Annotated in this window: 23 protein-coding genes; 12 read left to right on the top strand and 11 right to left on the bottom strand. The window is 70.7% G+C overall.

What is annotated here, in order from left to right:
- The first annotated feature begins 18 nt into the window (after window positions 1–18).
- Window positions 19–2,763 carry an FtsK/SpoIIIE domain-containing protein gene (locus BKA24_RS05935; protein WP_343065959.1) on the top strand — a complete coding sequence of 915 codons (2,745 nt, stop codon included), beginning with the start codon at window positions 19–21 and terminating at the stop codon, window positions 2,761–2,763.
- An 11-nt stretch (window positions 2,764–2,774) separates the two neighbouring features.
- Here BKA24_RS05935 and BKA24_RS05940 read toward each other — a convergent pair whose 3' ends face one another.
- On the bottom strand, window positions 2,775–3,764 hold the full coding sequence (locus BKA24_RS05940; protein WP_184216104.1) for an asparaginase: 990 nt from the start codon (window positions 3,762–3,764) through the stop codon (window positions 2,775–2,777).
- Between the two features lie 77 nt (window positions 3,765–3,841).
- Between BKA24_RS05940 and BKA24_RS05945 the strand changes: the two genes are divergently transcribed.
- The gene (locus BKA24_RS05945) at window positions 3,842–4,312 is read left to right on the top strand and encodes an OsmC family protein (protein WP_184216106.1); all 471 of its coding nucleotides are present in this window, start codon (window positions 3,842–3,844) and stop codon (window positions 4,310–4,312) included.
- A gap of 3 nt (window positions 4,313–4,315) precedes the next feature.
- Here BKA24_RS05945 and BKA24_RS05950 read toward each other — a convergent pair whose 3' ends face one another.
- The gene (locus tag BKA24_RS05950) at window positions 4,316–5,095 is read right to left on the bottom strand and encodes a 1-acyl-sn-glycerol-3-phosphate acyltransferase (RefSeq protein ID WP_184216108.1); all 780 of its coding nucleotides are present in this window, start codon (window positions 5,093–5,095) and stop codon (window positions 4,316–4,318) included.
- A gap of 124 nt (window positions 5,096–5,219) precedes the next feature.
- Here BKA24_RS05950 and BKA24_RS05955 point away from each other — a divergent pair, with 124 nt between their 5' ends.
- Together BKA24_RS05955 and dxr are read left to right on the top strand one after the other, a co-directional pair.
- Window positions 5,220–6,170 (top strand): FKBP-type peptidyl-prolyl cis-trans isomerase, encoded by a 951-nt coding sequence (locus BKA24_RS05955; RefSeq protein WP_184216110.1) that lies wholly within the window; start codon window positions 5,220–5,222, stop codon window positions 6,168–6,170.
- 46 nt (window positions 6,171–6,216) lie between these two features.
- Window positions 6,217–7,299: a 1-deoxy-D-xylulose-5-phosphate reductoisomerase gene (gene dxr, locus BKA24_RS05960; protein ID WP_184216112.1), complete on the top strand. Its 1,083-nt coding sequence runs from the start codon at window positions 6,217–6,219 to the stop codon at window positions 7,297–7,299.
- A 12-nt stretch (window positions 7,300–7,311) separates the two neighbouring features.
- Here dxr and BKA24_RS05965 read toward each other — a convergent pair whose 3' ends face one another.
- The 3 genes from BKA24_RS05965 to BKA24_RS05975 all read right to left on the bottom strand — a co-directional run bounded on the left by BKA24_RS05965 (window position 7,312) and on the right by BKA24_RS05975 (window position 10,256).
- Window positions 7,312–8,892, bottom strand: a complete 1,581-nt coding sequence (locus tag BKA24_RS05965) for a Mur ligase family protein (RefSeq protein WP_184216114.1) — start codon at window positions 8,890–8,892, stop codon at window positions 7,312–7,314.
- Window positions 8,893–8,937: 45 nt separating this feature from the next.
- Window positions 8,938–9,612, bottom strand: coding sequence for a DUF1775 domain-containing protein (locus tag BKA24_RS05970; RefSeq protein WP_184216116.1), 675 nt, complete (start codon window positions 9,610–9,612; stop codon window positions 8,938–8,940).
- A gap of 71 nt (window positions 9,613–9,683) precedes the next feature.
- Entirely contained in the window at window positions 9,684–10,256 is a 573-nt protein-coding gene (locus BKA24_RS05975) for a hypothetical protein (RefSeq protein WP_184216118.1), read from the bottom strand.
- A gap of 84 nt (window positions 10,257–10,340) precedes the next feature.
- Between BKA24_RS05975 and BKA24_RS05980 the strand changes: the two genes are divergently transcribed.
- Window positions 10,341–11,642 carry a site-2 protease family protein gene (locus BKA24_RS05980; RefSeq protein ID WP_184216120.1) on the top strand — a complete coding sequence of 434 codons (1,302 nt, stop codon included), beginning with the start codon at window positions 10,341–10,343 and terminating at the stop codon, window positions 11,640–11,642.
- A 21-nt stretch (window positions 11,643–11,663) separates the two neighbouring features.
- On the opposite strand, the gene BKA24_RS05985 is transcribed toward BKA24_RS05980, so the two are convergent.
- Window positions 11,664–13,574: an anthranilate synthase family protein gene (locus tag BKA24_RS05985; RefSeq protein ID WP_184216122.1), complete on the bottom strand. Its 1,911-nt coding sequence runs from the start codon at window positions 13,572–13,574 to the stop codon at window positions 11,664–11,666.
- Between the two features lie 231 nt (window positions 13,575–13,805).
- Here BKA24_RS05985 and ispG point away from each other — a divergent pair, with 231 nt between their 5' ends.
- Together ispG and BKA24_RS05995 are read left to right on the top strand one after the other, a co-directional pair.
- Entirely contained in the window at window positions 13,806–14,957 is a 1,152-nt protein-coding gene (gene ispG, locus BKA24_RS05990) for a flavodoxin-dependent (E)-4-hydroxy-3-methylbut-2-enyl-diphosphate synthase (RefSeq protein WP_184216124.1), read from the top strand.
- A 205-nt stretch (window positions 14,958–15,162) separates the two neighbouring features.
- A complete protein-coding gene (locus BKA24_RS05995) occupies window positions 15,163–16,236 on the top strand; it encodes a DUF3558 domain-containing protein (protein ID WP_184216126.1) in 1,074 nt (357 codons plus the stop codon).
- Window positions 16,237–16,271: 35 nt separating this feature from the next.
- On the opposite strand, the gene BKA24_RS06000 is transcribed toward BKA24_RS05995, so the two are convergent.
- From BKA24_RS06000 to BKA24_RS06010, 3 genes are read right to left on the bottom strand one after another with little or no spacing between them, the layout of a single operon-like run.
- Entirely contained in the window at window positions 16,272–17,291 is a 1,020-nt protein-coding gene (locus BKA24_RS06000) for a 1-aminocyclopropane-1-carboxylate deaminase (protein ID WP_184216128.1), read from the bottom strand.
- Entirely contained in the window at window positions 17,288–17,953 is a 666-nt protein-coding gene (locus BKA24_RS06005; protein WP_184216130.1) for a GntR family transcriptional regulator, read from the bottom strand. The genes BKA24_RS06000 and BKA24_RS06005 overlap by 4 nt, the downstream gene beginning before the upstream one ends.
- 45 nt (window positions 17,954–17,998) lie before the next feature.
- A complete protein-coding gene (locus BKA24_RS06010; RefSeq protein ID WP_184216132.1) occupies window positions 17,999–19,438 on the bottom strand; it encodes an RNB domain-containing ribonuclease in 1,440 nt (479 codons plus the stop codon).
- A 254-nt stretch (window positions 19,439–19,692) separates the two neighbouring features.
- Here BKA24_RS06010 and BKA24_RS06015 point away from each other — a divergent pair, with 254 nt between their 5' ends.
- Window positions 19,693–20,652 carry a hypothetical protein gene (locus BKA24_RS06015; protein ID WP_221417283.1) on the top strand — a complete coding sequence of 320 codons (960 nt, stop codon included), beginning with the start codon at window positions 19,693–19,695 and terminating at the stop codon, window positions 20,650–20,652.
- Here the strand turns inward: BKA24_RS06015 and pcp are convergent.
- Window positions 20,645–21,280 carry a pyroglutamyl-peptidase I gene (pcp, locus tag BKA24_RS06020; RefSeq protein ID WP_184216135.1) on the bottom strand — a complete coding sequence of 212 codons (636 nt, stop codon included), beginning with the start codon at window positions 21,278–21,280 and terminating at the stop codon, window positions 20,645–20,647. The genes BKA24_RS06015 and pcp overlap by 8 nt on opposite strands.
- A 62-nt stretch (window positions 21,281–21,342) precedes the next feature.
- Here pcp and BKA24_RS06025 point away from each other — a divergent pair, with 62 nt between their 5' ends.
- Complete coding sequence (locus BKA24_RS06025; RefSeq protein WP_184216137.1) at window positions 21,343–23,139, top strand: proline--tRNA ligase; 1,797 nt, start codon at window positions 21,343–21,345, stop codon at window positions 23,137–23,139.
- A gap of 70 nt (window positions 23,140–23,209) precedes the next feature.
- The gene (locus BKA24_RS06030; protein WP_184216139.1) at window positions 23,210–24,289 is read left to right on the top strand and encodes an LOG family protein; all 1,080 of its coding nucleotides are present in this window, start codon (window positions 23,210–23,212) and stop codon (window positions 24,287–24,289) included.
- Window positions 24,290–24,298: 9 nt separating this feature from the next.
- On the opposite strand, the gene BKA24_RS06035 is transcribed toward BKA24_RS06030, so the two are convergent.
- The gene (locus BKA24_RS06035) at window positions 24,299–25,099 is read right to left on the bottom strand and encodes a DUF1206 domain-containing protein (RefSeq protein ID WP_184216141.1); all 801 of its coding nucleotides are present in this window, start codon (window positions 25,097–25,099) and stop codon (window positions 24,299–24,301) included.
- Window positions 25,100–25,218: 119 nt separating this feature from the next.
- Here BKA24_RS06035 and nusA point away from each other — a divergent pair, with 119 nt between their 5' ends.
- Together nusA and BKA24_RS06045 are read left to right on the top strand one after the other, a co-directional pair.
- Window positions 25,219–26,208, top strand: a complete 990-nt coding sequence (gene nusA, locus BKA24_RS06040; RefSeq protein ID WP_184216143.1) for a transcription termination factor NusA — start codon at window positions 25,219–25,221, stop codon at window positions 26,206–26,208.
- Between the two features lie 9 nt (window positions 26,209–26,217).
- Window positions 26,218–26,460 (top strand): YlxR family protein, encoded by a 243-nt coding sequence (locus BKA24_RS06045; RefSeq protein WP_184216145.1) that lies wholly within the window; start codon window positions 26,218–26,220, stop codon window positions 26,458–26,460.
- The last annotated feature ends 28 nt before the right edge of the window (window positions 26,461–26,488 follow it).

Raw genomic sequence — 26,488 nt, forward strand, 5'->3', positions numbered from 1 at the left:
CAGCACGATCCTGGCGGGGTGACCACCTCCATCCCCGTCCTGCCCGATGAGCCGCTCACGCTTCCTCGCGCCGCCATGCCGGCGCCTCGTCCGCCGTTGCCGCTGCTGACCGCGATCGTTCCCGTCGCGGGCGCGGTGGTGCTCTGGGCCGTCACCGGCTCCGTCTACGCGCTGTGGTTCGCCCTCCTCGGTCCGTTGATCGCCGTCGCCTCGATCGCGGACGGCGCCCGGAATTCCCGGCGTTTGCGGCGTCGCGACACCGCCGAAGCCGCGCGTGCCATCGACCGCACCCGACGCGAGGTCGCACGACGGCACGACGTCGAACGGGAGGAGCGGTGGACCCGGCATCCGGACGTGCTCGGCTACCTGCGCCATCCCGCGTCGATCTGGCGGGCGGTGCCGGAGCGCGAGGGGGTCCTGGTCGTCGGTGCCGGGGACGGGCGCAGCGAGGTGAGGATCAGCGGTGGGGAGGGGGACCAGCAGGCGATCGACGTCCGCCGAGACGCCGCGCGCATCGCGCGGGTGCCTGTGCTGGTCCCGATGACGGCGGGAGTCGCCGTGATCGGCCCGCAGCCGTTCGCCGCGGCGGTCGCGCGCGGCTTGGCGCTGCAGGCGTGCCTGTGTCTGGCTCCCGGAAGGGTGCGGCTCGGCGACGAGGGCCCGTCGTGGGCGGATGCCGCGCCGCACCGGCACGCCGCCACCGGTCACCTCCTGCAGCTCAGCGAAGACGGCGGCCTGGTCGGCGCCGACGTGGACATCCCCATCGTCGTCGTCGCGGAGGGCGCGCCGCCCCCGCCGCGCTGCGCGGCTGTCCTCCGTCTGACCGGTCCGGCGCGGGCGAGACTCGACATCGACGGCCGCACGCACGATGTCGACGTCGAGCCGATCTCCCTCGGCCAGGCGGTTCAGGCAGCCAACATGTTGACCACGCGCGCGGAGAGCGCACTCGGTCATCGCGCAGGTGAGGCCCCGCTCCCACTCGACGATCTCATCCGTCTCGCGCCCGCTCCGCGCCCCGACGCGCTGGTGGCGTCCTTCGCCTCGGTGACGGCCGAGGCGCTCGCCGTGGACCTCGTCCGCGACGGGCCGCATGCCGTCGTCATCGGCGTCACCGGGTCGGGGAAGAGCGAACTCCTGACGTCGTGGGTGGTGTCTCTGTGCGCGCGTCACACGCCTCAGCAGGTCGCTTTCCTTCTCGTGGACTTCAAGGGAGGTCGCACCTTCGACCACCTCCTGCCGCTACCGCACGTCACCGGAGTGCTGACCGATCTCGACGAAGCGGCAGCCGTGCGGGCGATCGAGAGCCTGCGCGCCGAGGTGCGTCATCGCGAGCGGGTCCTCGGCGGCCTCGGCGCACGTGACGTGGCCGAGGCTGGCGACGCTCTCGGCCGGCTGGTGATCGTCGTCGACGAGTACGCGGCGCTCGTCGCCGCCCAACCGGGGCTCCATGACCTCTTCGGCGATCTCGCTGCGCGCGGCCGGGCGCTCGGCATCCACCTCGTCCTCTCGGCCCAGCGAGCCGCGGGTGTCTTCCGAGACGCCGTCCTCGCGAACGCGCCCTTGCGGATCGCTCTGCGCGTGACGGATGCCGCCGATTCTCGAGCCGTCCTCGGCGTCGACGATGCCAGCCGACTCTCGGGTCGCCCCCACGCCCGCGGTGTCGCCCTGATCCGGCGGGCCGGCGACACGGTGCCGCAGGCGGCGCAGGTCGCGCGCTGCGAGGGCGGGACGATCGAGGAGATTGCGGGGCGTGGCGGTGATCCGGCGCGGAGGCCCTGGCTGCCCGCCCTGCCACCCCGGATCGACCTCGACGGCATCCGGCGCGCCGACGCCGTCGTCCTCGGGATCGCGGACGAGCCCGAGCTCCAGCGGCAGAGCCCCGTCGTGTGGCACCCGGCGGACACCTCGCTCGCGGTCATCGGCGGTCCGTCCAGCGGGCGTTCGAGCGTGCTCCGCACGATCGCGGACCAGACCGGCGCCGTGGTCATCCCGTCCGATGCGGAGGGCGCGTGGGACGGGATCACCCGGCTGGCCGACCTCCCCGCGGGGTCGACCGTCGTCGTGGACGATCTCGACGCCCTCGTCGCGCGGCTGCCTGGGGAGTACGGAGCCCAGGTCCTCGACGCGCTCGAGAGCGCGGTGCGCGGCGGTCGAGCCCGCGGCATCCGGGTGTGCGTCTCGGCGCAACGCCTTCACGGAGGTGTCGCGCGGTTGATCGAAGGGATGCATCGCCGCGTGATCCTCGGGTTCGCATCCCGGGCCGATCACGTCGCCGCAGGAGGGGAGGCCTCCGACCACGTCGCGGATCTCCCGGTCGGTCGCGGTCGGATCGGCCGCACCCTCGTGCAGTTCGCCGTCGCGTCGGACGAGGCGACGGTGCGGAGTGCCGGGGCGGGGAGCGTCTTATCGTGGCAGCCCGGGCGTCGCGCCGCGGCCGTCGTGCTCCCGGCGGGGCGTCGCTCGAGGCGGCTGGTGGCCCAGTGGGAGAGCTGGGGTGTCGAGGTGGCGACGGTCGAGGGGGCGACCGAACTCCGCCGGGGGACGGTCCTCGTAGGACCCCCCGACGCGTGGCTCGCGCAGTGGCGGCTGCTCGCGCAGGCGCGCGCCGAGGCGGATCTCATCGTGGATGCCGCGTGCGCGGCGGAGTATCGCGCGCTCGTCGGTGCGCGCGACCTGCCGCCGTTCGCGCTGCCCGGAGCGGACCGCGCCTGGTGGAATGCGCCGGACCGGATGCCGCGACGTATCGTCCTTGCGGCGGACTGACGGGGCGGGCGTCAGACGGTCGGGCGGATGACGCCCACGTCCCGCCCACCGCCGGTGATGGTGAGGGGGAGATCGGCGAGCATCGCCGCGACGTCGGCTGCGCCGAGGGCCCCCGCCCGCACCAGCAGGGTGAGCGCGGTGACCGCCGATGCGCGACTGCTGCCATCCAGCATCTTCATCGCGACGGTCGTCCCGTCGGGGGCGATCATGATCATCACGCCCTCGGCTCCGTGCTTCGCGAAGACGCCGAGACGCTCGACGACCACGGTGTCGGGGAGGCCCGGCCCCTGGATGACCCACGGGTTCTCGCGTACAGCGCGGACCAATGCCCCCGCGGATCGGTGCAGCGCAAAGGGGGAGCGTTCAGACGATGCTCCGATGCGGTGCACCGCGCGGGCGAGCGCCTGCAGACTCATCCCGTAGACCGGGGCGCCGCAGCCGTCCGTCGCCGTCGCCGTGATCTTCGTCCCCGTGAGGCGTTCGATCACCTCTCGGGTGTGCACCTGCAACGGATGCATCGGGTCGAGGTAGGACGCAGGGTCCCACCCGCTGGCGGTGCAGGCCAGGAGCATCGCCGCATGCTTGCCCGAGCAGTTCATCCGCACGCGCTGAGGTCCGATGAGCTCCCGTGTCATGTCGTCCCGCGCCGCGGCATCCCCCGGCCACGACGGCGGGCACTGCAGCGCGTCCTCGCTCAGACCCGCCGTGGACAGGATGTCGGTGACGAGGGACACGTGCCGGTCTGTGCCCGAATGGCTCGCGGTCGCCACCGCCAGGTGCGCGCCCTCGAGAGCGGCACCGGCAGTGACGCTCGCCAGCGCCTGCAAGGGCTTGAGGGTCGACCGCGGGAGGATCGGCTCATCGACGGGGCCGAGCGCGTTCACCACCGCGCCGTCCGGCGCGAGCACGATCGCGGAGCCACTGTGACGGGACTCCACGAAGCCGCTGCGCTCGACGACGGCGAGTTCCACGGCATCGGTCACGGCGAAGGTCTCAGGCACCGCACCAGCCTACCGACGCGTGCCCCTCGCCCCGGTCGAGCCGCGGCGGGGATCGCCCCCTGTGCGAGACTGACGACGTGCACGGCGAACACCATTACCGACTGACGAGCCGCTGGACCGGCGATCGCGGCACCGGGACGAGCGGCTATCGCGACTACGACCGGGCCGTCACGATCCAGGTCGAGGGCAAGCCCGAGCTCCTCGCCTCCGCTGACCGCCCCTTCCGCGGTGACCCGGCGCGATGGAATCCGGAGGACATGCTCCTGGCGGCGCTGTCGGAGTGTCACCTGCTGTCGTACCTGCACGCCTGCGTCACGGCCGGCGTCGTGGTCACCTCCTACGAGGACGACGCGAGCGGGACCATGGTGCTCGATGGAAGGGGAGGCGGCGCCTTCCGCGAGGTCGTCCTGCGGCCGCGCGTCACCGTCGCCGACGCGGCCATGATCCCGGCGGCGCACGCGGCCCACGCGCAGGCGAACGAATGGTGCTTCATCGCGAACTCCGTGAACTTCCCGGTTCGGCACGAGGCGACGGTCTCCGTCGCCTGAGGGTCAGCGCCGCTCGTGCGGGAGGACCTGCTTCAGCCGCTCGACCGGGTTCTGTGCCGGCACCTCGTTATAGGCGTTCGCCAGCTCCTGGCCGGACAGAGCGTGAATGGCCGTCATGATCTCATCGGTGGCCTGCCGCCGCGCACGACCTGACGATGCGGGACCGTGCCCCGACAGGTCGATCGCTTCCCCGTAGCGGATCGTGACGCGCGGAGACAGCGCCGGCCACTTGGCCCCCACGGGCATCGCGTCGTTCGTCCCGCTGATGCCGACCGGCACCACCTTCGCACCGGTCTCGAGCGCGAGGAAGGCGACGCCGGTGCGCCCCTTGTACAGCCGCCCATCGAGCGAGCGCGTGCCTTCCGGGTACAGCGCGATCGCGCGGCCGGACTGCAGGATGCGGCGCTGCTGGTCGAGGGCGTCGAGCGCCGCCTGACCCGCACCACGACGCACCGGAGTCGCGCCGAGTGCGCGGAAGAAGCGGTTGCTGAACCACCCTGCGAGGCCGCCGCCTTCGAAGTAGCTCGACTTGGCGAGGAAGTACACGGGGCGCGGAGCGAACAGCGGGAGCACGAAGGAGTCGATGAAGCTCAGGTGGTTGCTCGCCAGGATGATGGGGCCGCTGCGCGGGATGTTCGCGGCACCCTCGATCCGGGGGCGGTAGATGAGCCGGGCCAGGGGGCCGAGCCCCCAGCGGACGAGGTAGTACAGGGCGCCAGCGCGAGCGAGCTCGTCATCGGTCACCTCGGCGGGGGTCTCTGAGGGAGTCGTCGCTTCGGTCACCAGAAGAGGGTACTGCCATTTCCATGCCACCCCTGGCATGGCGCCGGGCGCCCGCACTCACACCCCGCTCTGAAGAAGATGGGGGAGGATGGGACGATCCCCTGCTTCGATCGAGAGGTTTCTCGTGCGCCTGCGCCCCCTCGCTGCCCTGTCCGCCGCCGCGGTCTCCGCGCTCCTGCTGGCCGGTTGCGCCAGCGGTGAAGCCGCCCCGTCCCCCAGCGGGACCGCCGCCGCAAACCTGTGCGACGCCGCGGCCGCTTCGGGCAGCGCCTCGGACTCCGTGAAGGTCTCGGGCGACGTCGGCGAGGCCGCGGAGGCCACCTTCGACACCCCCATCGCGCCCGAGGACCTCGAGGTCACCGTGCTCGACGAGGGCGACGGCGAGGCCGTCGAAGCGGGTGAGTTCATCTCCTACGCGATGACCGCCTACAACGGTGAGACGGGCGAGCCGCTCGCCACCGTCGGTTACGAGCCCGGAGAGCTGCTGCCCTCGCAGCTGGCGGCCGACACGATCCAGGGCCAGGTCTTCGGCTGCGGCCATGTCGGCAAGCGCGTCGTCGCGGCCTTCCCCGCGACCGAGAGCGCCGGTTCCGAGGTGTACGTGCTCGACCTGCTCGGCACGGTGCCCACGGCGGCATCCGGCGATGCTCAGGAGCCCGTGGCCGGCATGCCGACCGTGAAGCTCGCCGACGACGGAGCGCCGTCGATCACGATCCCGGAGGGCGACGCACCGACGGAGACCGAGATCGCCACCCTCAAGCAGGGCGACGGATATGAGATCAAGAAGGGCGACTACGCCCTGATCCAGTACACCGGCGTCCGCTGGTCCAACGGCGAGACCTTCGACTCGACGTGGGACGGGGGCGCGCCCATCGCGTACCCGACGACCAACTACGTCGCCGGCTTCCAGAAGGCGCTCGAGGGGCAGAAGGTCGGTTCCCAGGTGCTCGTCGTCATCCCGCCCGCCGAGGGCTACGGCGAAGGCACCATCAACGAAGAGGACCTCAAGGGCGAGACCATCGTCTTCGTGGTCGACATCCTCGGGGGACAGGCGGCCGCAACCGGCACCGAGTGAGGCGCCGGGCCGTTCATGACGCGCGCCCGCGGATAGGCTGAACGGCATGCGGCGCGTCGTCATCCTCGGGTCCACAGGTTCGATCGGCACCCAGGCGCTGGATGTGATCGCGGCCAACCGCGATCGCTTCCAGGTCGTCGGGCTCGCCGCTGGCCGGGATCGCGAGGGCATGGCCGCGCAGGCCCGCACCTTCGGCGTCACCGACACCGCCCTCGGAGCGGAAGAGGCGGAGCAGCTGGTCCGCGCGGTCGACGCCGACGTGGTCGTCAACGGCATCACCGGGTCCGTGGGCCTCGGGCCGACGCTGGCGGCACTCGAGTGCGGACGAACCCTCGCCCTCGCCAACAAGGAGTCCCTCATCGTCGGTGGCGAGCTCGTCACCGCCCTCGCCGCCCCGGGGCAGATCGTGCCCGTCGACTCCGAGCACTCCGCACTCGCTCAGGCCCTGCGTGCCGGATCGCCCGACGAGGTGCGGCGGCTCGTGCTCACGGCATCCGGTGGCCCCTTCCGCGGACGTAGCCGAGACGAACTCGCCGAGGTGACCCCTGCAGAGGCGCTCGCGCATCCGACATGGGACATGGGGCGCGTGGTGACGACGAACTCCGCCACGCTCGTCAACAAGGGACTCGAGGTCATCGAGGCGCACCTCCTCTTCGACGTGCCGTACGACCGGATCGACGTGACCGTCCACCCGCAGTCGATCGTGCACTCGATGGTCGAGTTCGTGGACGGCTCCACCATCGCCCAGGCCTCGCCGCCCGACATGCGGCTGCCCATCTCGCTCGCGCTGGACTGGCCCCATCGTGTCGCCGGCGTCGGCGCGCCGCTGGACTGGACAACGGCATCGAGCTGGACGTTCGAACCGTTGGATGCCGCGGCATTCCCGAGCGTCGACCTCGCCAAACGCGTCGGCGGCGCGGGGAGCACTTACCCCGCGGTCTTCAACGCCGCCAACGAGCAGGCGGTGGACGCCTTCCACGAGGGGCGGCTGGGCTTCCTCGGGATCGTGGAGACGATCGCGCGCGTGGTGGACGCGCACGACGCCCCGGCGGACCTCACTCGCGAAGCGCTCGCCGACGCCGAGCGCTGGGCGCGCGCTGAAGCGGACCGGCTCATCGCGGCCCACTGAGACGCGGTCGTCTCAGTCCGGCATCGGCCAGCCGCCCGCGCGCAGCGCCGAGCGAGCCGCGGCCTCGGCGTCGAACGGCGTCCGCACCCCGGCGATCTCTCGATAGTGCTGGTGGCCCGGCCCCGCCCACAGGATGGCATCCTGCTCACCGGCGAGAGTCACCGCGAACGCGATCGCGTCTTCGGGGGGAGTCACCTGATGGATGACGGCGTGAGGGTCGGCATCCAGCGCGCCGGCGACCAACGCTGCCCGGATGGCGGCGGGGTCCTCCGAGCGGGGGTGCTGGTCGGTGAACACGACGATGTCGCTGCCGAGGGCGGCCGCGCGTCCCATGTCGGCGCGCTTGGTGGTGTCGCGGTCACCGTTCGCGCCGCACACCATGATCACCGAGCCCGGCGTGACCCGCCGCACGGCGGAGAGGGTCTTCTCGAAGGCGTCGGGGGAGTGTCCGAAGTCCAAATACAGCGCCGGGCCGCGCGCGCCCGACAGGCGCTGGATCCGGCCGGGGAGGTGCGCGTCGATCCGTGCCCCGCCGATGAGGTCGGAGATGCGCCTCCACTCGAAGCCCGCCTCCAGCAGCATCACGATCGCGAGGGCGGCATTGGACGCCATGTGCGGACCGATGACGGGGACCGTCGTGGTGAGTGCTCCGGCGGGCCCCGTGAGGGTGAAGGTGACGCCGTCGGGCGTCTCGCCCACGAGGTCGACGCGCCAGTCGGCCGGCACGTCGGGATCGGTGGCGATCTCGGGGGTCAGGATCGTGACGACGGGGATCTCCGATCGGGATGCCACCTCGACACCCTCAGGCTGATCGACGACGACGACCGCGCGACGGGAGCGCCCCTCGCGGAACAGCTGGAGCTTCGCCTCGAGGTAGGTCGCCATGTCGCCGTAGTCGTCGAGATGATCGTGCGAGAGATTCGTGAACCCGGCGACGTCGAATCGGATGCCGTCCACGCGGTGGCGGGTGAGTGCTTGCGCGCTCACCTCGAGCAGGATGGCACCCACCTCCCGCTCCGTCATGAGAGCCAGCAGAGCGTGGACCTCAGAGGCTTCCGGTGTGGTCAACCGGGAGGGGACGACCTGCCCGGCGATGTGGCGCTCGGCGGTCGAGGAGAGTCCGGTGACGACGCCGAGGCCGTGGAGGATCCCCTGCATGAGGTGGGTCACGCTCGTCTTGCCGTTGGTCCCGGTGACCGCGAGGATCGGGGGGAGATCCCCGTCGGCACCGGTGCCGTACACCCAGGCCGAGATCGCGCCGAGGCGGGCGCGCGGGTCGTCCACGACGAGGACCGGAACACCCGCGCCTGAGAGCGCCGCGGCACCCACGGCGTCGGTCAGGACCGCGACCGCACCCTTCGAGATGGCGACGTCGGCGACCTCGGCGCCGTGCCGGTTAGCCCCCTGCACCGCCACGAACAGCTCTCCCTCGCGGAGGTCGCCGGTCGCGAGGGTGACCCCGCGCACCTCGATCCCGCTCAGATCGGAGGTCGTCGCGGCATCGAAGACATCGGCCAGCTCGGCGAGCGAGCGGCGCGGCGGTTCCGACGGCCGGAGCACGGGCGGGAGAGGGGCGGACGCTGCTTGTGGCATGGTCCTCCCATCATCTCACCCGCCTCCGGCGCAGCCGGAAGCGGGTCAGGCGCGGCGGCGGCGGATGAGCGCGGCCGCGAGCGCGGCCACGCTCACGACGAGGGCGCCACCGGCCAGCCAGGTCGCGACGGGGGCGGAGTCGTCGGACGCGGCGGACGCCGAGTCCGCGGCATCCGTGTGCTCACCGTGTTCGTCGGCGGGTGCATCCGAGGCTGCGGCGACGGCGACGGTCGGGGCGGGGGACTCGAGCTGCTCGGGGTCCTCGCCGTCTTCGGCGACCTCGACCCACGCCGTCTCGCCGGTCTCGCACGTCTGGGTGACGGGGAAGGCGATCTCGGTGCCGCCCGTCTCCGACCCGAAGAGGGCGTCGAGTTCGATCGAGGCGGCAAGACCGTCCTCGACGGGGGTCACCGCCGTGTAGGTGATCTGGGTGGCGAGTCCGTCGTCACCGATCTCGCGGCTGATGGTCCATGCACCGTCGACAACGGGCGTCGCGTTGTCGACACCCTCCGGGACGTCGACGATGAGCGCGGTCGTGGGCGAGCCGTCGCAGCCGTGGCTGAAGCTGAACTCGACGCGGCTGGTGGCGCCGGCGGCGGCGCCGTCGGCATGGGCGTGGACGTGAGCGGAGGCGGCCATCGGCACGGCGAGGGCGAGGGCGCCTCCGAGGGCGATTCCGGTGAGCGCGAGCGCCGAACGGCGCGAGGAACGAAGGGTCATTGCAGGTCTCTCTGAGCGTGCGGCGGATGCCGCGGATGAGGGTGAGCGTGTGTCGCGCCGGGCGACGGGGCTCAGCTCGGAGGGCCGCGGCGTGAGAGGCCGGTGAGGAAGACGGGCGACGAGTGGGGCGCTGCGTAGGCGGTGACCGTCGCCGGCACGGACGACGGGGCGGGCAGGGGCACCGGGACCGTGGGGAGGATCGCACGGACACCGGCGGCGATCACCGCGAGGAGGCGCTCGCCGTGGCGCACAGCCGCGGTGGTGACGATCGCGGCGAGGATGTGACCGACCACCATCGACGGGTGGACCGTCGCTGTCCCGGTCACGGCGCTGAGCTCGACGATCCCGTGCGGGTGATGACCGAGACCCTCCGGCGATCCGGTGCCGACCGTGGCGAACGCCGTGTGCAGGAGCACCTGGGCCACGGCGACGACGGCGGCGGTGCGGGCTGTCGACGCGCGTCGACTCACGAGCGTGAGCGCGAGGGGCCAGGCGAGGATGACCACGGCGAGCATGAGCCACGCCGGGGGAGCGGCGCCGCCCGCGAGGGTGTGTGAGGCGCCCGCGATCATCACAGCCGTGGCCGATGCTGCGCCTGCCCGGATCGTGCGGATGCGACGATCGGCGTTCTGACGGGCGGGCACCCTCCGAGCGTACCGGGATCGCCGCCCCCGCCCGGCGGGGGGAGGTGGCGGCGCATTCATAGCGGGCCGGAGTAGCGTCGCCTCGTGACCGTTCTCGCATTCGTCATCGGTGTCGTCGTCCTCGTGCTGGGGCTCGCCGTCTCGATCGCCCTCCACGAGATCGGGCATCTTCTTCCGGCGAAGGCCTTCGGGGTTCGCGTCGGCCAGTACATGATCGGCTTCGGGCCCACGCTGTGGTCGCGCCGCTTCGGCGAGACCGAGTACGGCGTGAAGGCTCTGCCGCTCGGCGGGTACATCTCGATGGCGGGCATGTATCCGCCCTCGTCGACGGACGACGCCGTGCCGTCGCGTCGAGGGCGGATGTTCGCCACGATGATCCAAGACGCACGCGCGGTCAACGACGAGACGCTCGCCGGCGACGGCGCGGGACGTGCGTTCTATCAGCTTCCCGTCCTCAAGCGTGTCGTCATCATGCTGGGCGGACCGGCGATGAACTTCTTCCTCGCCCTGGTGCTCTTCGCGATCATGTTCTCCGGTATCGGGGTGCAGACGGCGACCACGACGGTCGCCGCCGTGAACGAATGCGTCCTGCCCGCCGGCACGGAGCAGACCGAGTGTGCTCCGGGCGATCCCGCATCACCGGCTGCCGCCGGCGGCATCCTGCCGGGGGATGTCATCGTCTCGGTCGACGGCGCCGACGTCGCGACGTTCGCCGAGGCATCGGCGATCATCCAGGAATCCCCGGAGGAGCCGGTGACCATCGTGGTCGACCGGGATGGCGCGCGAGAGTCTCTGCAGGTCACTCCCGTGCTGGCCGAGCGCGAGGTGCAGGGCGCCGACGGTGAGGTGCGGACCGCCGAGGTCGGCTTCGTCGGCATGACGGCGAGCGTCGAGTACGTTCCGCAGCCGATCTGGCAGGGTCCCCAGGCCGCCATCGAGCAGGCGGGACAGGTCGTCGGCATCATGTGGCAGCTGCCGGTGCGCGTGTACGAGACGGCGGTCGACACCTTCACCGGTGCCGGGCGCGACCCGAACGGTCCGCTCTCCGTCGTCGGCGCGGGTCGGCTGGCGGGCGAGGTGGCGGCGACGGATCAGCCGATCGTCAACCGCGTCTCGGGCATTCTCGCGCTGCTGGGATCGCTCAACATCGCACTGTTCATCTTCAACCTGATCCCCCTCCTCCCGCTCGATGGCGGGCACGTCGTCGTGGCGCTGTGGGACGGGGTGAAGCGGCTGTGGGCTCGCCTCACCCGGCGGGGAGACCCGCGTCCGGTCGATGCGACCAAGCTGGTCCCGGTGACGTACGTCGTGGTGATCGGACTGATCCTGATGGGCGGCACGCTGATCCTCGCCGACATCGTCAACCCGGTGCAGCTGTTCGGCTGAGCGGGCGGATGCCGCGCCGGCTCAGGCGTGCGTCGGCGTCAGCGCGTGCGTGACGAGGCGCTCCAGCGTGATGAGTCCGTCGCCGGACAGGATCGACTCGAGGTGGCCCTGGATCGACGCATAGCGCGGCCCGCGGAGGGCGTAGACATCGCCGGTGGACAGGTCGGCCGCGACCTCCGTCTCACCCAGGTGCTGTGTCCCGGGCGCGACGCGGGCGGTGAAGGTGTTGTAGAACCCGATCGAGGCGGGGCTGCCGAAGACGTCGACCGTCTTCTGCAGGCCCTGGTGCGGACTCGTCAGGGGCGCGAGATCGATGCCGAGTCGATCGGCGAGCACCTGATGGCTGAGGCACACGGCGAGCAGGGGCGAGCCGGCGGCCAGGCGGGAGCCGACGATCTCGCGCATCCGCCGGATGCGCTCGCTGGTGTCGTCGCGGGGGTCGCCCGGGCCGGGTCCGGCCACGACGAGCGCTGCGGCGGCGATCCGTTCCGGGTCCGCCTCGCGCCAGGGGAGGATCGACACCGCGAAGCCGAGGTGGCGCAGCTGGTGGGCGAGCATCGTGGTGAAGCGATCTTCGGCATCCACGACGACGGCGTCGCGACCGGCGAAGGGACCCCCACCGGGCGCGGCCTGAGGGTCGAGCCAGAAAGGCGCGAGTCGTGCGTTGCGTGAGGCGAGCAGCTCGGCGATTCCGGGATCGTCCGCGAGCGGCCGGGGTGCGCCCGCGGGGGCGTCCTCGTCCACCGGGGCGACGGCCCGGTCGATCGCGCCGATCGCGCCGAGGACGCCGGCCGCTTTGCCGTGCGTCTCGCCGACCTCGCCGTATGGGTCGGAGTGGCGGACGAGGGTGGCACCGACGGGGACGCGCAGGCGACCGTCCACGAGGTAGGCGGTGCGGATGAGGATCGGGGCATCGAGGTCGTGACCTCCGTCGCCGCGCGGTGTGAAGAGTGCGGCGACGCCCGAGTAGTAGCCGCGCGGAGAGCGCTCGTGACGCGTGATGACCGTGCAGGCGTTCTGCATGGGGGAGCCGGTGACCGTGGGGGCGAACATGGTCTCGCGCAGGATGTCGCGCGGATCCATCGTGCTTGTGCCCCGGAGCATGTACTCGGTGTGGGTGAGCCGGGACATCTCCTTCAGGTGCGGCCCGGTGATCCGTCCACCGTCGCTGCACACGGCCGACATCATCTTCAGCTCCTCGTCGACGACCATGAAGAGCTCTTCGGTCTCCTTGGTCGAGGCGAGGAAGTCGGCGAGCGTCTCTCGGGCGGGGCCCCCGGCGGGATGCCGGAAGGTGCCCGAGATCGGATTCATGGTCACGGTGCTGACGCCGGACTCGCCTGCCTGCGCACTGACGTGCGCTTCCGGGCTCGCGCCGACGGCGAGGTGGCCGGGCGTGGAGACGAGGAAAGTCCAGTACGCCCCGCGTTCGTGTTCGAGCAGGGCCCGGAACCAGGTGAGTCCCGCGATCACCGGGTCGGTGTCGACCGCGGCCGTGTAGTCGCGCCGGATGACGAAGTTGGCGCCTTCGCCCCGGCCGATCTCCTCGGCGATGACCCGCCGGACGATGTCGGCGTAATCCTCATCCGCGATGTCGAAGCCTGCGTCCCGCAGGGGAACCGGCGCGCCGGGCAGCTGCGACAGGGCATCGGCGAGGCCGAGCGTGTCGCGACCCGAGACGACGAGGCACCGGAGCGGTGCGCCGTCGTCGTGGCACTCGAATCCGCGCTCGACCACCTGGCGGAACGGGACGAGGGCGAGCACCTCGCGCGGGGTGCCCGCGGCATCCGTCAGGGGGATGTCGGCGAGAAGCTCGACGTCGACGACATCGCCGGTCAGGACCTCGACGGTGGAGCCGTCGCGGGCGAGGAGGGCGAACGGCGCGCCGGAGGCGGCGAGTTCGGCGAGGTCGACGAGGGCGGTGCCGGACATCGGGGTTCTTTCGTTCGGGGCGGTCGCCGTCTCAACGAAAAGACCGCCGGGCTGGAGGCTCAGGCGGTCGTCGGGATGCACGCAGCGTCCGCCTCAGGCGGAGCGCCACCAGGAACGGTTCGCGAACATGGGGCGAACCTACCACAGCGACCGCGTCCGCCCGGCGATGGGTGGCTGGCTCGACGCCGGGTGTTCAGCCCGACTCCAGCCCGCGCGGCCTAGGCTGGAGTCGTGCCAGCTGTGAACATCGGGATGCCCCGCGTGCCGGAGGTCCTCGCCCCCCGTCGTAAGAGCCGTCAGATCAAGGTCGGCAAGGTGCTCGTCGGCGGCGATGCCCCGGTCACCGTGCAGTCCATGACGACGACGCCGACGACGAACATCAACGCGACGCTGCAGCAGATCGCCGAGCTCACCGCGTCCGGTTGCGAGATCGTCCGCGTGGCGGTGCCGCACCAGGCGGATGCCGACGTGCTGCACATCATCGCGGCCAAGAGCCAGATCCCGGTCATCGCCGACATCCACTTCCAGCCCCGCTACATCTACAGTGCCATCGACGCGGGATGCGGCGCGGTGCGTGTGAACCCCGGCAACATCCGTGAGTTCGACGGCAATGTCGGCCAGATCGCCGCGGCTGCGAAGGCGGCCGGCGTCTCGCTGCGTATCGGTGTGAACGCCGGTTCGCTCGATAAGCGTCTGCTCGAGAAGCACGGCAAGGCGACCGCCGAAGCCCTCGTAGAGAGCGCGGTGTGGGAAGCGTCGCTGTTCGAAGAGCACGACTTCCACGACTTCAAGATCTCGGTGAAGCACAACGACCCGGTCGTCATGGTGAAGGCCTACCGCATGCTCGCCGAGCGGGGCGACTGGCCGCTGCACCTCGGCGTGACCGAGGCCGGCCCGGCGTTCCAGGGTACGATCAAGTCCGCGACCGCGTTCGGCATCCTGCTCTCCGAGGGTATCGGCGACACGATCCGCGTCTCCCTGTCGGCGCCGCCGGCCGAGGAGGTCAAGGTCGGGCATCAGATCCTGCAGTCGCTGAACCTCCGCGAGCGCAAGCTCGAGATCGTCTCGTGCCCCTCGTGCGGCCGCGCGCAGGTCGACGTCTACACGCTGGCCGACAACGTGACCGAGGGCCTCAAGGACATGACGGTGCCGCTCCGCGTGGCTGTCATGGGCTGCGTCGTGAACGGGCCGGGCGAGGCGCGTGAGGCCGACCTCGGCGTCGCCTCCGGTAACGGCAAGGGCCAGATTTTCGTCAAGGGCGAGGTCATCAAGACCGTTCCCGAGGCTGACATCGTCGCCACGCTCATCGAGGAGGCGAACCGCATCGCGGACGAGATGGGACCCGATGCGCCCATCGGAACGGCGCAGGTCGTCACGTCCTGATCGGCCTCACTGCAGGCAGAACTCGTTGCCCTCAGGGTCGCGCTCCTGCTCCAGGAGCGGATTCCCCTCCTCATCGCGAGGGGCGGTGACGTCGAAGTGCGAATTCCGACGCGTGGCGAGGCACATTCCTGCTGGGGCATGAGCGTGATCGGATCGTTGCGGAGGTCGGTGCGCCGATCCTGGACGGAGCTGAGAGCATCGACCTATGCGCCTCCGTGTCGGCATCCTCATCGCGTTCGTCTCTGCTCTCGTCCTCGTCGGGTGCGCGGCGTCGCCGACATTGCCTCAGACGGTCGGCACGGCCGCGCCGACGCCCGAGATGTCGTCGTCAGCCACGCCCACTCCTTCGGAGCCACCGACCGTCACGGTGCCCACCAGGTTCTTCGACGGTGACTGCGCGGCCGTTCTGACGGGGGCCGAGCTCGACGACCTCCTCGGTGAAGGATGGACGACATTCGACGACTACCTCGCGGCAGTGGACGGGATCGCGCTCCCGGACCCGCTACCCGAGGGCACGCTCGGTGGGTTGACATGCCGGTGGGTGGCGAATGAGGTCTCCTCCTCGGAGGTGCACAACCTCAGCCTTCTGTTGCTCCCGGTCGATCAGGTGCCCGCCGAGTTCCTCGACACCTTCGACGCGAAGCGATGCGATCCGAGTTACGACACCAGCATCTGTCGGCTGTCGCGATCGGTCGACGGCGTCTGGATCATGGCATCCCCCCCGTATTACGGCGAGGGATCGATGGGAGAGCCTTCCGAAGCGTTTCTGGACCGCACGATTGCCGCCGCCGCGGCCGGTGTCGCGTCGCGTGGCGGAGCCCCCGTGCCTGCCACCCGCACGGCGCAATGGTGGACGCTGCCATCCTGCGAGGAGTTCGCGTCTCACATGCGCTTCGACGAGTTGACAGAGGGCGGCTTCGAATCGGGCTACTGGGAAGGTTCCGAGCAAGCGGAGCAATCGCTGATGGCCGCTGCCGACGTCTCGAAGGACTGCCCGTACTACTCGTCGAGTGACCGGCTCGCGCCTGACGAGGAGCACCGCATCTTCTCCGTCTCCGTCTATCCGGGCGGCCACTGGATGTGGGACGTGATTCTCGACGGAGGAGTCGACGTCGAACTGACAGGCGCACGGGCCGCCGTCGCGGTGTCGTACGACGAGCATCTCGTCAACGTCTACGCAACGGACGGCGTCAACGTGGTCGTGGCGGGCGGTGCGGAAGGGGTCGAGTTCGCGGCCGACGTCGCCGAGCGGGCGCTGGCAGCACTCGCATCGGGCTGAGGGGATGCCGGTGCGCGGCATCCCACTCACCCCGATCAGCTCCAGAGGGAGTGGTAGGCGTTGATCGCCGGTTGTCCTCCCAGGTGCGCGTAGAGGACGGTGGAGTCCTTCGGGATGTCGCCGGTCTTCACGAGGTCGATGAGCCCGGCGAGGGACTTGCCTTCGTACACGGGGTCGGTGATCATCGCCTCCAGCTGCGCGCCGAGGGCCATCGCGTCCATGGTCGATTCGACAGGGATGCCGTAGAGGTCGCCCGCCCAGCCTTCGAGCACCTGGATCTCGTCGTCGCGGAGGTCGCGCCCGAGCTCGATGAGCTCTGCGGTGTTCCGAGCGATGCGCGCGACCTGGTCGCGGGTCTTGCGCAGCGTCGCGGAGGCGTCGATGCCGATGACGCGGCGCTTCACACCGGTCAGGTCTTCGAGTGCGGCGAACCCGGCGATCATGCCGGCGTGCGTGGATCCGGTCACCGTGCACACCACGATCGTGTCGAAGAAGACGCCGAGCTGTTTCTCCTGCTCGGCCACTTCGAAGGCCCAGTTGGCGAAGCCGAGTCCGCCCAGGCGGTGCTCCGAGGCTCCCGCGGGGATCGCATACGGGGTGCCGCCGGCATCTTCCACCTCTTGAAGCGCCTGCTTCCAGGAGTCGCGGATCCCGATGTCGAATCCCGCGTCGTCGAGGCGGGAGTCGGCGCCCATCATCCGGGAGAGGAGGATGTTCCCGACCTTGTCGTTGACCGGCTCGTCCCAGGGAACCCACTTCTCCTGCACCAGCCGAACCTTCAGCCCGAGGTGCGCCGCGACGGCGGCGACCTGGCGGGTGTGGTTCGACTGGTAGCCGCCGATCGAGACGAGGGTGTCGGCGCCGCTGGCGAGCACGTCGGGGACGATGTACTCGAGCTTGCGGGTCTTGTTGCCGCCGAAGGCGAGACCGCTGGAGACGTCCTCCCGCTTCGCCCACACCTGCGCGCCGCCGAGGTGCTGCGTCAGTCGCTTGAGGTGCTGCAGCGGGCTCGGCCCGAAGGTCAGCGGGTGGCGAGGGAACTGGTCGAGGATCATGCGGTCTCCTGTGTCGGGTTCGGGTCGGTGGGCAGGTCGAGCCAGATGCGTTCGGCCACGGATGCCGCGGCGTGCACGTCCCGCTCTTCGCACAGGCGGATGAGGTCGGCATGCCGCGAGGCCGAGAGGGCGGCGTCGTGCGAGGCGAACCGAAGCCGTTCCGCGCGCTCCAGGACGGGGCTGTAGAGGGCGAGCACGGTGCGGACGGCGACGTTGCCCGCGCGCTCGACCGTGACGGCGTGGAAGGCGTGATCCGCGGCCGCAGCGGCATCCGTGTCACCGGCCTCGTGTGCCGCGATAAAGGCATCGTTCGCCTGTCGCATCCGGCCCAGGTCCTCATCGGTGAGGAGGGGGATCGCCTCACTCACCGCGAGGCGGTGCATGGCGGCGACGACGGCCCGCGCGTCGCTCAGCTCGGCGCCGTCGACCGGCGCGACCACGGTGGAGCGCCCGGGCAGAGTCTGAACGAGCCCGGAACGAGCCAGATCGAGCAGGGCTTCGCGCACGGGCGTCCGTGACACGCCCAGCCACGTCGCCAGCTCGCCATCGCGGAGCTGCTCACCCGGGGCGAGCGTCCCGTCGACGATCGCGTCGCGCAGCCGGTGGCGCACCTCGTCGCGGAGCAACGGGCGGGGCGGCAGGGGAGACGACGGAACCGGCATGCAATATATTGCACACGAGAGGGGACATCCCCGCAACCTCGTCCGTCACACGTGGGAGACGAACTCCGTCGAGCCGGCACGGATGTCGGCTCGCACGAGCCGAACGCGAACGGTCGTCCCGGGCTCACCGGCCACGTCCGGCACACGCACCTCTACCGGTGGCTCGGTCAGCGCGACCTCAGCGTCTTCCTCGCGACGGCGCAGGACGACGGCATCGAAGACCTGCCCCGCTCGCCCGTGGAGGAGGGCGGCGGCCACACGGTCCACTGTGCCCCCGTCGAGCCGTGCCGCGATCTGAGAGGAACGGCCCATGATCGAGGGCAGCTCGTCGAGAGAGGACCTCACGTCAGCGGGTACCTCGCGCCCGTTCGCGAGAGCCTCGCAGATCAGGAGCGCCCATCGATCGACGAGCCGGCGCAGAGGCGCGGTCACGTGCGCGTACGGCGCAGCGATGGCCGACTGCATCGTGGCCTCGGGCACCTCTCCGTCGAAGACGGCGTAGCCTGCACCGCGAAACAGACCGGCGGCGTGCTCGCGGACGACCCGCCCGAGCGGCGTCCGCGGCAGGTCGCGAAGATAATCGCCGTATGCCACCCCGGTCGCCCAGGGGAGCCCGAAACCGACGGTCTGCGCGCGGAACGCGGCGATGTCCTCGGCGGAGGCGGGAGGCATCGTCCGGAGGATCCCGACCCGTCCCGAGACCATCAGCTCGGCCGCGGCCATCCCGGTCAGGAGGGAGACCTGTGCATTGGCGTCCTCAAGGAGTACGCCCTCATCGACCTCGAGTGCATATCCCTCGTCCGTGGCCACGACGCGGGTCTCGGGCAGGTTCAGACTCGCACCGCCCCGCTCGCTCTCCCGCCGCGAGCGCTCCTCGCCGAACCAGACGAGGTGACGCAGGGTGTCGGGTGCGGTGCCCGCATCGACCGCCCGCTGCGCCTCGACATAAGACCACTGCGCGCGGGATCGGATGACGGCGCGAGTGAGCGTCGTCTCGGTCGGTCGGGCGGCGGCATCCATCACGAAGCGCCAGACGAACGCGCGGCGATCACGATCCGGCAGGAGTGAGGCGGCGTCCTCGCTGAGCACGGTGGGGTGCAAAGGGATGCGGCCGTCGGGCGCGTAAAGCGTCTGGCCACGCCGGCGGGCTTCGGCGTCGACGGCGCCGCCGAACGCTACGTACGCCGGCACATCGGCGATCGCGTAGTGGAGCACGGCGCCGCCGTCGTCGGCGCGGTCGATGTGCATCGCCTGGTCGAGGTCGGTGGACCCCTCCGGATCGATCGTCAGGAACGGGATGCCGCGGAGATCGGCGAGGCCTGCGGCAGTCGGGTCAGTGGCCACGCCGACCGCGGCGCTCGCCGCCTCCGCCTCCACCTCCGGCAGGAATGCGCTCGGCAGGCCGAGCTCGTCGCGAAGCGCCGCAAGCGAGGCGCGGAGTTCGGTCTGGGCGGGGGAGACGAGTCGAGCACGACGTCGGGGCACGCCGCCAGTGTAAGCCGGGTGATCAGCCCTTCAGCGACCTCATGATCGGGGCGGGAGTGCCGGTATGGAGTACGGGCGGGGTTCGGTTCGCTCTCCCGCGGACGCCCTCACGGGGGATGGGCGGACCGCGACGGGTGCGCGGACTCCCGTGTCGAGCCGCGGCGCGGGTCTCCTCGCGTGCGAGAGTCAACCGCTAGGGTCGTCTCGTGCGGCAACGGGGGAACGACACGTGCCTGAGGTTCATCCTGCCGAGCATGGCTACCGTGCTCACGGCGATACTCCTCGCCGGATGCGGGGGTCCGACGGAGGCCAGTCCGTCGCCCACCCCGACGTCATCGCCCACGCCATCCGTCGGACAGACGCCTTCGCCGGAGGCGCCGGATGTCGCTCAGGGGATCGCGTCCACGTGCGATGAGCTGCTTGCGAACCCATCGCTGAGCGCGGTGACCGGCTCAGCCGTCGCGACGGAACCGGAAACGCTGTGGTCGACGGCGGCAGAGGTAGCGGGCGGGCTCCTGTGCGGGTTCGAGACCGACGAACTCTCGGGAACGATCGTCGCACTTCCTGCTGATCGGGCGGAATCGCTGGCCGTGACGGAAGCCGAGTGTGCGCCGTTCTACGACGCCGTCGAGTGCATCGGAACCGGATCCTCGGACGAGTTCACGGTGGCCGTGTCGTTCCTCACGGTGACGCAGACGCAGGCGGAGGTGGACACCGTCGCGCGACTTCGCGATGCCGCTGTCGACGCTGTCCGCGTTGCCGCCCGGACGCCGCTGGCCGAGCCGCCGGCCGTGCCCCCGTCCTGCAACGACCTCGCCGACCTCATCGACCCATCCGCGGTGTTGCGAGCCGACGAGATATTCCCGGTACCGATCATGGAGGGCGACTTCCCCTTCGATCGGCGGGTCGTCGAGGGAACGGACCTCGTGCGGGCCTGTGACTGGTCCGAGCTCACCGACTTCCGGGAGCTGCAGGTCGTCATCGTGCCAGGTGGCGCGGACAGATGGGACAAAGTGACCGACCGGTTCGGCGGCACCGTCTCGCCGATCGACGGCGCCGATGCCACCGAGAGCCAGGGCGACCACGGGCTCAGGATCCTCGTGCGCGGGAGCGAAGACCTCCTGCTGGTCGAAGGCCGTTTCGGCGAGCCGGGGGACGCCGAAAGCATGGACGACATCCGCACGGTGGCGCGGCAGCTCCTCGCGCTCAGCTGATCTCGCCGCCGGCCGCGCTGATGTCGCCGGGGACATCGAGCGACACGCGCACGGCGATCTCGAGGGCGCCGGCGATCCGCTCGATCGGGAGGGAGGGGGCGCCGACCGGGGCGGCGCCGTCGGCCCAGGGCACGTGGATGAACCCCGCTCGCACGGTCGACTGCGCGCTGGCGTGCAGTGCGGCGTACATCGTGGCGTTGCACACGAAGGTTCCCGCCGTGTGCGAGACGGTCGAAGGGATGCCGCTCGTCGCCAAGGCGGTGCTGATCGCCTTCACGGGGAGAGTGGCGAAGTAGGCGGCGGGGCCGCCGGCGATCACCGGAGCGTCCTGCGGCCGATGCCCTGCGTTATCGGGGATACGGGCGTCGGCGAGGTTGATCGCGACGCGCTCCGGGGTGACGGCGTCGCGTCCGCCGGCCAGCCCCGTCGCGATCACGACGTCGGGGCGATGCGCGGCGAGGAGTTCGGCCAGACGCGCGGTCGTTGCCTCGAAGGCAACGGGCAGCACCTCCACGACGAGGCGTTCCGGTCCCTTCCACCGGCCCTCGACGAGGCGGACCGCGTCTCCCGAGGGGTTGGCGGCATCGCCCGCGAAGGGCTCGAATCCGGTCAGGAGCACAGTACGCATCACTCCAGGCTAGGCGGGCCGCCGCCACGAGCGTCGAGCGTGCGCGCCTAGACTTGTGCCTCGTGGTCACCCGTCTCTCGACATACTTCCTCCGCACGCTCCGCGAAGACCCGGCCGACGCCGAGGTCACCAGCCACCGCCTGCTGGTGCGCGCCGGCTACATCCGCCGCGCCGCCCCGGGCATCTTCACCTGGCTGCCGCTCGGTCTTCGGGTGAAGGCCAAGCTGGAGCAGATCATCCGCGACGAGATGGCCGCTGCGGGCGCGTTTGAGGTGCACTTCCCGGCCCTGCTGCCGCGCGACCCGTACGAGGAGTCGGGGCGGTGGACGTCGTACGGCGACGGGATCTTCCGCCTGCAGGACCGGAAGGGTGCCGACTACCTGCTGGCGCCCACGCACGAGGAGATGTTCACCCTCCTCGTGAAGGACCTGTACTCCTCCTACAAGGACCTACCGCTGTCGATCTATCAGATCCAGGACAAGTACCGCGACGAGGCTCGGCCCCGCGCCGGACTCCTGCGCGGTCGTGAGTTCACCATGAAGGACGCCTACTCGTTCGACTACACCGACGAGGGCCAGGACGCGTCGTACCAGTCGCAGCGCGACGCGTACGAGCGGATTTTCCAGCGCCTGAACATGGAATACGTCATCGTCGCCGCCGACAACGGCCTGATGGGCGGCGCCCGCAGCGAGGAGTTCCTCCACCCCATCGCCGTCGGCGAAGACACCTTCGTCCGATCCTCCGGTGGATACGCGGCGAACGTCGAGGCGTTCGTGACCCTCCCACCCGCGGCGCTCGAGATCCCCGCCGGCGCGCCCGTCGTCTTCGATTCGCCGGGCACACCCACGATCGAGACGCTCGTTGCCCACAGCAACGCGCACCTGGATGCACCGGCATCCGGAATCGCCGGACCTGCCACGGACGGTGCCGTGCAGTGGACGGCGGCGCACACGCTCAAGAACGTCGTGCTCGCCCTCACGCACCTCGACGGTCAGCGCGAGCTCGTGGTCGTGGGTCTGCCCGGCGACCGCGACGTCGACGACAAGCGCGTCGAAGTGGCGTTCGCCCCGGCCGCGGTCGAGCCCGCCACCGAGGCGGACTTCGCGAAGCACCCCGGCCTGGTCAAGGGGTACATCGGACCCTGGTCGGCACGCGGGGCGGTGCTCGGCGAGGAGTCGCACACCGGCATCCGCTTCCTCGTCGATCCCCGCGTCGTCGCCGGCACGGCGTGGATCACGGGCGCGAATGAGCACGAGAAGCACGTCCACTCGCTCGTCTACGGTCGCGACTTCGGCGCCGACGGCGTGATCGACGTCGCGACGGTGCGCGCCGGGGACCCCGCTCCGGACGGATCGGGCCCGGTCGAGCTCGCCCGCGGCATGGAGATCGGGCACGTCTTCCAGCTGGGCCGCTTCTTCGCTGAGAAGCTCGGGCTGAAGGTGCTCGATGAGAACGGCAAGCTCGTCACCGTGACCATGGGCTCCTACGGCATCGGCGTCACGCGCATCCTCGCGATCCTCGCGGAGCTCAACAACGACGAGAAGGGGCTGATCTGGCCGGCATCGATCGCGCCCTTCGATGTCCACGTCGTGGCGACCGGCCGGGACGCTGTCGCGTTCGAGGTCGCCGAGAAGCTCGTCGCCGAGCTCGAGGCCGCAGGCAAGGACGTGCTGTTCGACGACCGTCCCAAGGTCTCGCCCGGTGTGAAATTCGGCGACGCCGAGCTCATCGGCGTGCCGCAGATCGTGATCGTCGGGCGCGGCGCCGCCGAGGGCCAGGTCGAACTCTGGGATCGGCGCACGGGCGACCGGCAGAACGTGACGGTCGACGAGGCCGTCGCGGCGCTCGCCGCACGCTGACTCCCGCATCGCCTCCTCCGCGAGGCCGGGAGTTCACCCGGCGGATGCCGCTTCGTGACAGCCTGGAGTCATGTCGACGAGCTCCACGAACCCGGTAGGCGGCGACGTCACCGACCACATCCGTGCCGTCATCGAGGAAGCCGGTGTCGCGGCGAACGCCGACCTCGTCGCGCGAATCCTCGCTACGGGTGTCGGTCTGGGGTTGGATGCCACAGATCGCCTCGACCTGAAGATCGCCTCGGCGGCCCTCACCGAGATGCGTTCGGCGTTCCGTCTGTTCGCACCGTACGCCGACGTTCCCAAGGTGACGATCTTCGGATCGGCGCGCACTCGAGCCGATGACCCGCTCTACCGAGCGGCGGCCGCGGTCGCCGCTGCTCTCGCGGAGCAGGGATGGATGGTGGTCACCGGGGCGGGACCAGGGATCATGCAAGCGGCCGCGGAGGGCGCAGGCCCCAAGCGCTCCCTGGGTGTGTCGATCCGTCTGCCGTTCGAGGAGAAGCCGAACGCGGTGATCGCCGAAGCCGATCGAGTCGTCGCGATGAAGTACTTCTTCACCCGCAAGCTCATGCTCGTGAAGGAGTCGCGCGGATTCGTCTGCGTCCCCGGCGGCTTCGGCACCCTGGACGAATTGTTCGAGCTCCTCACGTTGCAGCAGACGGGCAAGGCCGAGCCGACCCCGATCGTCCTCCTCGATGCGCCGGGAGGCTCGTTCTGGCAGGGCCTCCAGCGGTTCGCCGCGGAGGAGCTCATCCCCACCGGGGTGATCTCGCCGGACGACCTCGACCGCGTGCTCGTGACGGATTCGGTCGACGCTGCGGCATCCGAGATCACCGGATTCTGGCGCAACTACGACTCGCTCCGCTGGTTCGGGTCCCGGCTGGTCCTGCGCCTGTGCGCCGAGCCCAGCGACGACGAAGTGGCCGCGCTGAACGATCGATTCAGCACCCTCCTGACCGGCGGACGCATCGAGCGGGCGGCCGTCACCGAACAGGAGCGGCGCGACGACGACCGAGTGGATCAGCCTCGCCTGACCATGGAGTTCGACCGGCACCGGGTGGGCGAGCTGCACCAGCTGATCCGTGCCGTGAACACGTTCGCGTCGGCGCCTGCGGCCTCTCCTCCCGAGGAGCCGCGCGCCGTACGCTGAGCGCATGCGTCAGAGCTTCGCGTACCGGACGCGGAAGAAGCTGAAGACCGTGTAGGACAGCAGTCCGAGCCCCACCAGGAAGACGAGCAGGGGACCGAGCGTCTGCTCGAGCAGCGCGTGCACCGCGGCATCCATTCCGCCTGCTGCCCGCGCCTCCTGACGGAAGGCTGCGACGAGCAGGAGGATGCCGACGATCCCGATCGCCACACCCTTGCCGATGTAGCCGATCACGGCGACCACGTTCAGGGTCACGCCGCGCCCGCCGTCCGGGATCCGCACGACCTTGTCGTACGAGCGCCGCACTCCGATCGAGGCGAAGGCGATCCCCGCGATCGCGATGCCGAGCCCGGCGGCGCCGAGGACGAACACGCCTCCGGGCGTCGCGAGAAGTCCTTCGCTGGCCTCACGCGCACTGCGGTCGCCGTCGAGACGCGCGCCGAGAGCCACGGTCACAGCGATGCCCGACAAGACGACGTAGACGAGGGACTGGGCGCTGGGGGAGACCCGGCGCCCCCAGGCGCGCAGGTCGCGGCCGCGCACCAGCACCGCCTGCGCCGCGTGCCACAGCGCGAGCGCGCCGAGCAGTCCTGCCAGCAGCCACACACCCGCCAAGCCCAGGGGGACGGTGCTGAGTGCGTCGAACGCGCCCGCCTGATCTGGCTCGCCGCTTCCGCCCAGGGAGATCGCGATGATGATCGCACCCAGAACGCCGTGCACCACGCCGTTGGCGGCATACCCGCCCCGAGCCAGACCGCGCATGACCGGCGAGCGTTCGGCGGCCCTCGCGGCGTCCCTGGCGGCATCGGTCATCCGACGATCTTCTCAGGTCTCAGGCCGGGTCATCGGGTAACGTTGATGGGATGCCGCGAGGCTCGTCGAATCGGCGGGCACGCGGCCATGCGGACATCAAACTGAAGAGGGAGGCTCCTATGGACATCGACCTGGGACTGCTGCGGACTGTCGAGCGCGAGCGGGAGATTCCGTTCGACGAACTGATCCGGATCATCGAGCAGGCCATCCTCACCGCATACGCGAAGCACACCTCACTCGACGGCGAACTGCCCGACGGCGCCCGCGCCCACCTCGACCGCAAGACCGGTCACGTCGCCGTGTTCGTGCCGCTGCGCGACGAGGAAGGCGCGGTCATCGGCGAGGAGGAGTCGACACCCGACGACTTCGGTCGGATCGCGGCTTTCGCCGCCAAGCAGGTCATCAGCCAGCGCCTCCGCGACATCGCCGACGACGCGGTGCTCGGAGAGTTCAAGGGCAAGGAAGGCGACATCGTTGCCGGCGTCATCCAGCAGGGACCCAACCCCCGCATGGTCCACGTCGACCTCGGCACGGTCGAGGCGATCCTCCCGCCCGAGGAGCAGGTGCCGGGCGAGGACTACGCGCACGGTTCGCGAGTGCGCGTCTACGTCACCTCGGTGTCCAAGGGTCTCAAGGGGCCCCAGATCACCGTGTCGCGCACGCACCCGGGTCTCGTCCGCAAGCTGTTCGCGCTCGAGGTGCCCGAGATCGCGGCCGGTCTCGTCGAGATCGTGTCGCTGGCGCGCGAAGCGGGTCACCGCACCAAGATCGCCGTGAAGGCCAACGACCCCTCCATCAACGCGAAGGGTGCGTGCATCGGCGAGCTCGGCCGCCGCGTGCGCGCCGTCACCGAGGAGCTCGGCGGGGAGAAGATCGACATCGTCGACTACGACGAGACCCTCGCGACCTTCGTCGCGAACGCACTGTCGCCCGCGAAGGTGACCTCGAGCTTCGTCCTCGACCAGGCCAGCAAGGCCGTGCGCGCCCTTGTCCCCGACTACCAGCTGTCGCTCGCGATCGGCAAAGAGGGTCAGAACGCGCGGCTGGCGGCGAAATTGACCGGTGCGAAGATCGACATCCAGCCCGACAGCATTCTCGACGAGTCCTGACGCGGTAGGATGGAACCTGTTCGAACGTGCGTGGGATGCCGCGCGCGTGCCCCCCGGTCCTCGATGCTCCGCGTCGTCGCCCGGGACGGCGTCCTCGTCCCCGACGAGAAAGCCGTCCTGCCGGGGAGGGGCGCGTGGGTGCATGACACGGACAGCTGTCTGACCGCCGCTCTGCGGAGGCGGGCGTTCGGACGAGCACTACGGGTGTCGAGCCCGCTGGAGACGGCGGACATCGATGCGCGGACCGACTGACCACCCAGCGCAAAGGCTGAACGGCAAT

Source organism: Microbacterium marinum (assembly GCF_014204835.1).
In the GTDB taxonomy this organism is placed as follows: domain Bacteria; phylum Actinomycetota; class Actinomycetes; order Actinomycetales; family Microbacteriaceae; genus Microbacterium; species Microbacterium marinum.

Excerpts from the sequence above, each read along its gene's own strand:
- dxr (WP_184216112.1), top strand. The coding sequence starts at position 6,217 with ATGCGGCGCGTCGTCATCCTCGGGTCCACAGGTTCGATCGGCACCCAG.
- BKA24_RS05965 (WP_184216114.1), bottom strand. The coding sequence starts at position 8,892 with ATGCCACAAGCAGCGTCCGCCCCTCTCCCGCCCGTGCTCCGGCCGTCG.
- BKA24_RS05970 (WP_184216116.1), bottom strand. The coding sequence starts at position 9,612 with ATGACCCTTCGTTCCTCGCGCCGTTCGGCGCTCGCGCTCACCGGAATC.
- BKA24_RS05985 (WP_184216122.1), bottom strand. The coding sequence starts at position 13,574 with ATGTCCGGCACCGCCCTCGTCGACCTCGCCGAACTCGCCGCCTCCGGC.
- BKA24_RS05995 (WP_184216126.1), top strand. The coding sequence starts at position 15,163 with ATGCGCCTCCGTGTCGGCATCCTCATCGCGTTCGTCTCTGCTCTCGTC.
- BKA24_RS06000 (WP_184216128.1), bottom strand. The coding sequence starts at position 17,291 with ATGATCCTCGACCAGTTCCCTCGCCACCCGCTGACCTTCGGGCCGAGC.
- BKA24_RS06005 (WP_184216130.1), bottom strand. The coding sequence starts at position 17,953 with ATGCCGGTTCCGTCGTCTCCCCTGCCGCCCCGCCCGTTGCTCCGCGAC.
- BKA24_RS06015 (WP_221417283.1), top strand. The coding sequence starts at position 19,693 with ATGGCTACCGTGCTCACGGCGATACTCCTCGCCGGATGCGGGGGTCCG.
- pcp (WP_184216135.1), bottom strand. The coding sequence starts at position 21,280 with ATGCGTACTGTGCTCCTGACCGGATTCGAGCCCTTCGCGGGCGATGCC.
- BKA24_RS06030 (WP_184216139.1), top strand. The coding sequence starts at position 23,210 with ATGTCGACGAGCTCCACGAACCCGGTAGGCGGCGACGTCACCGACCAC.
- BKA24_RS06035 (WP_184216141.1), bottom strand. The coding sequence starts at position 25,099 with ATGACCGATGCCGCCAGGGACGCCGCGAGGGCCGCCGAACGCTCGCCG.
- nusA (WP_184216143.1), top strand. The coding sequence starts at position 25,219 with ATGGACATCGACCTGGGACTGCTGCGGACTGTCGAGCGCGAGCGGGAG.
- BKA24_RS06045 (WP_184216145.1), top strand. The coding sequence starts at position 26,218 with ATGGAACCTGTTCGAACGTGCGTGGGATGCCGCGCGCGTGCCCCCCGG.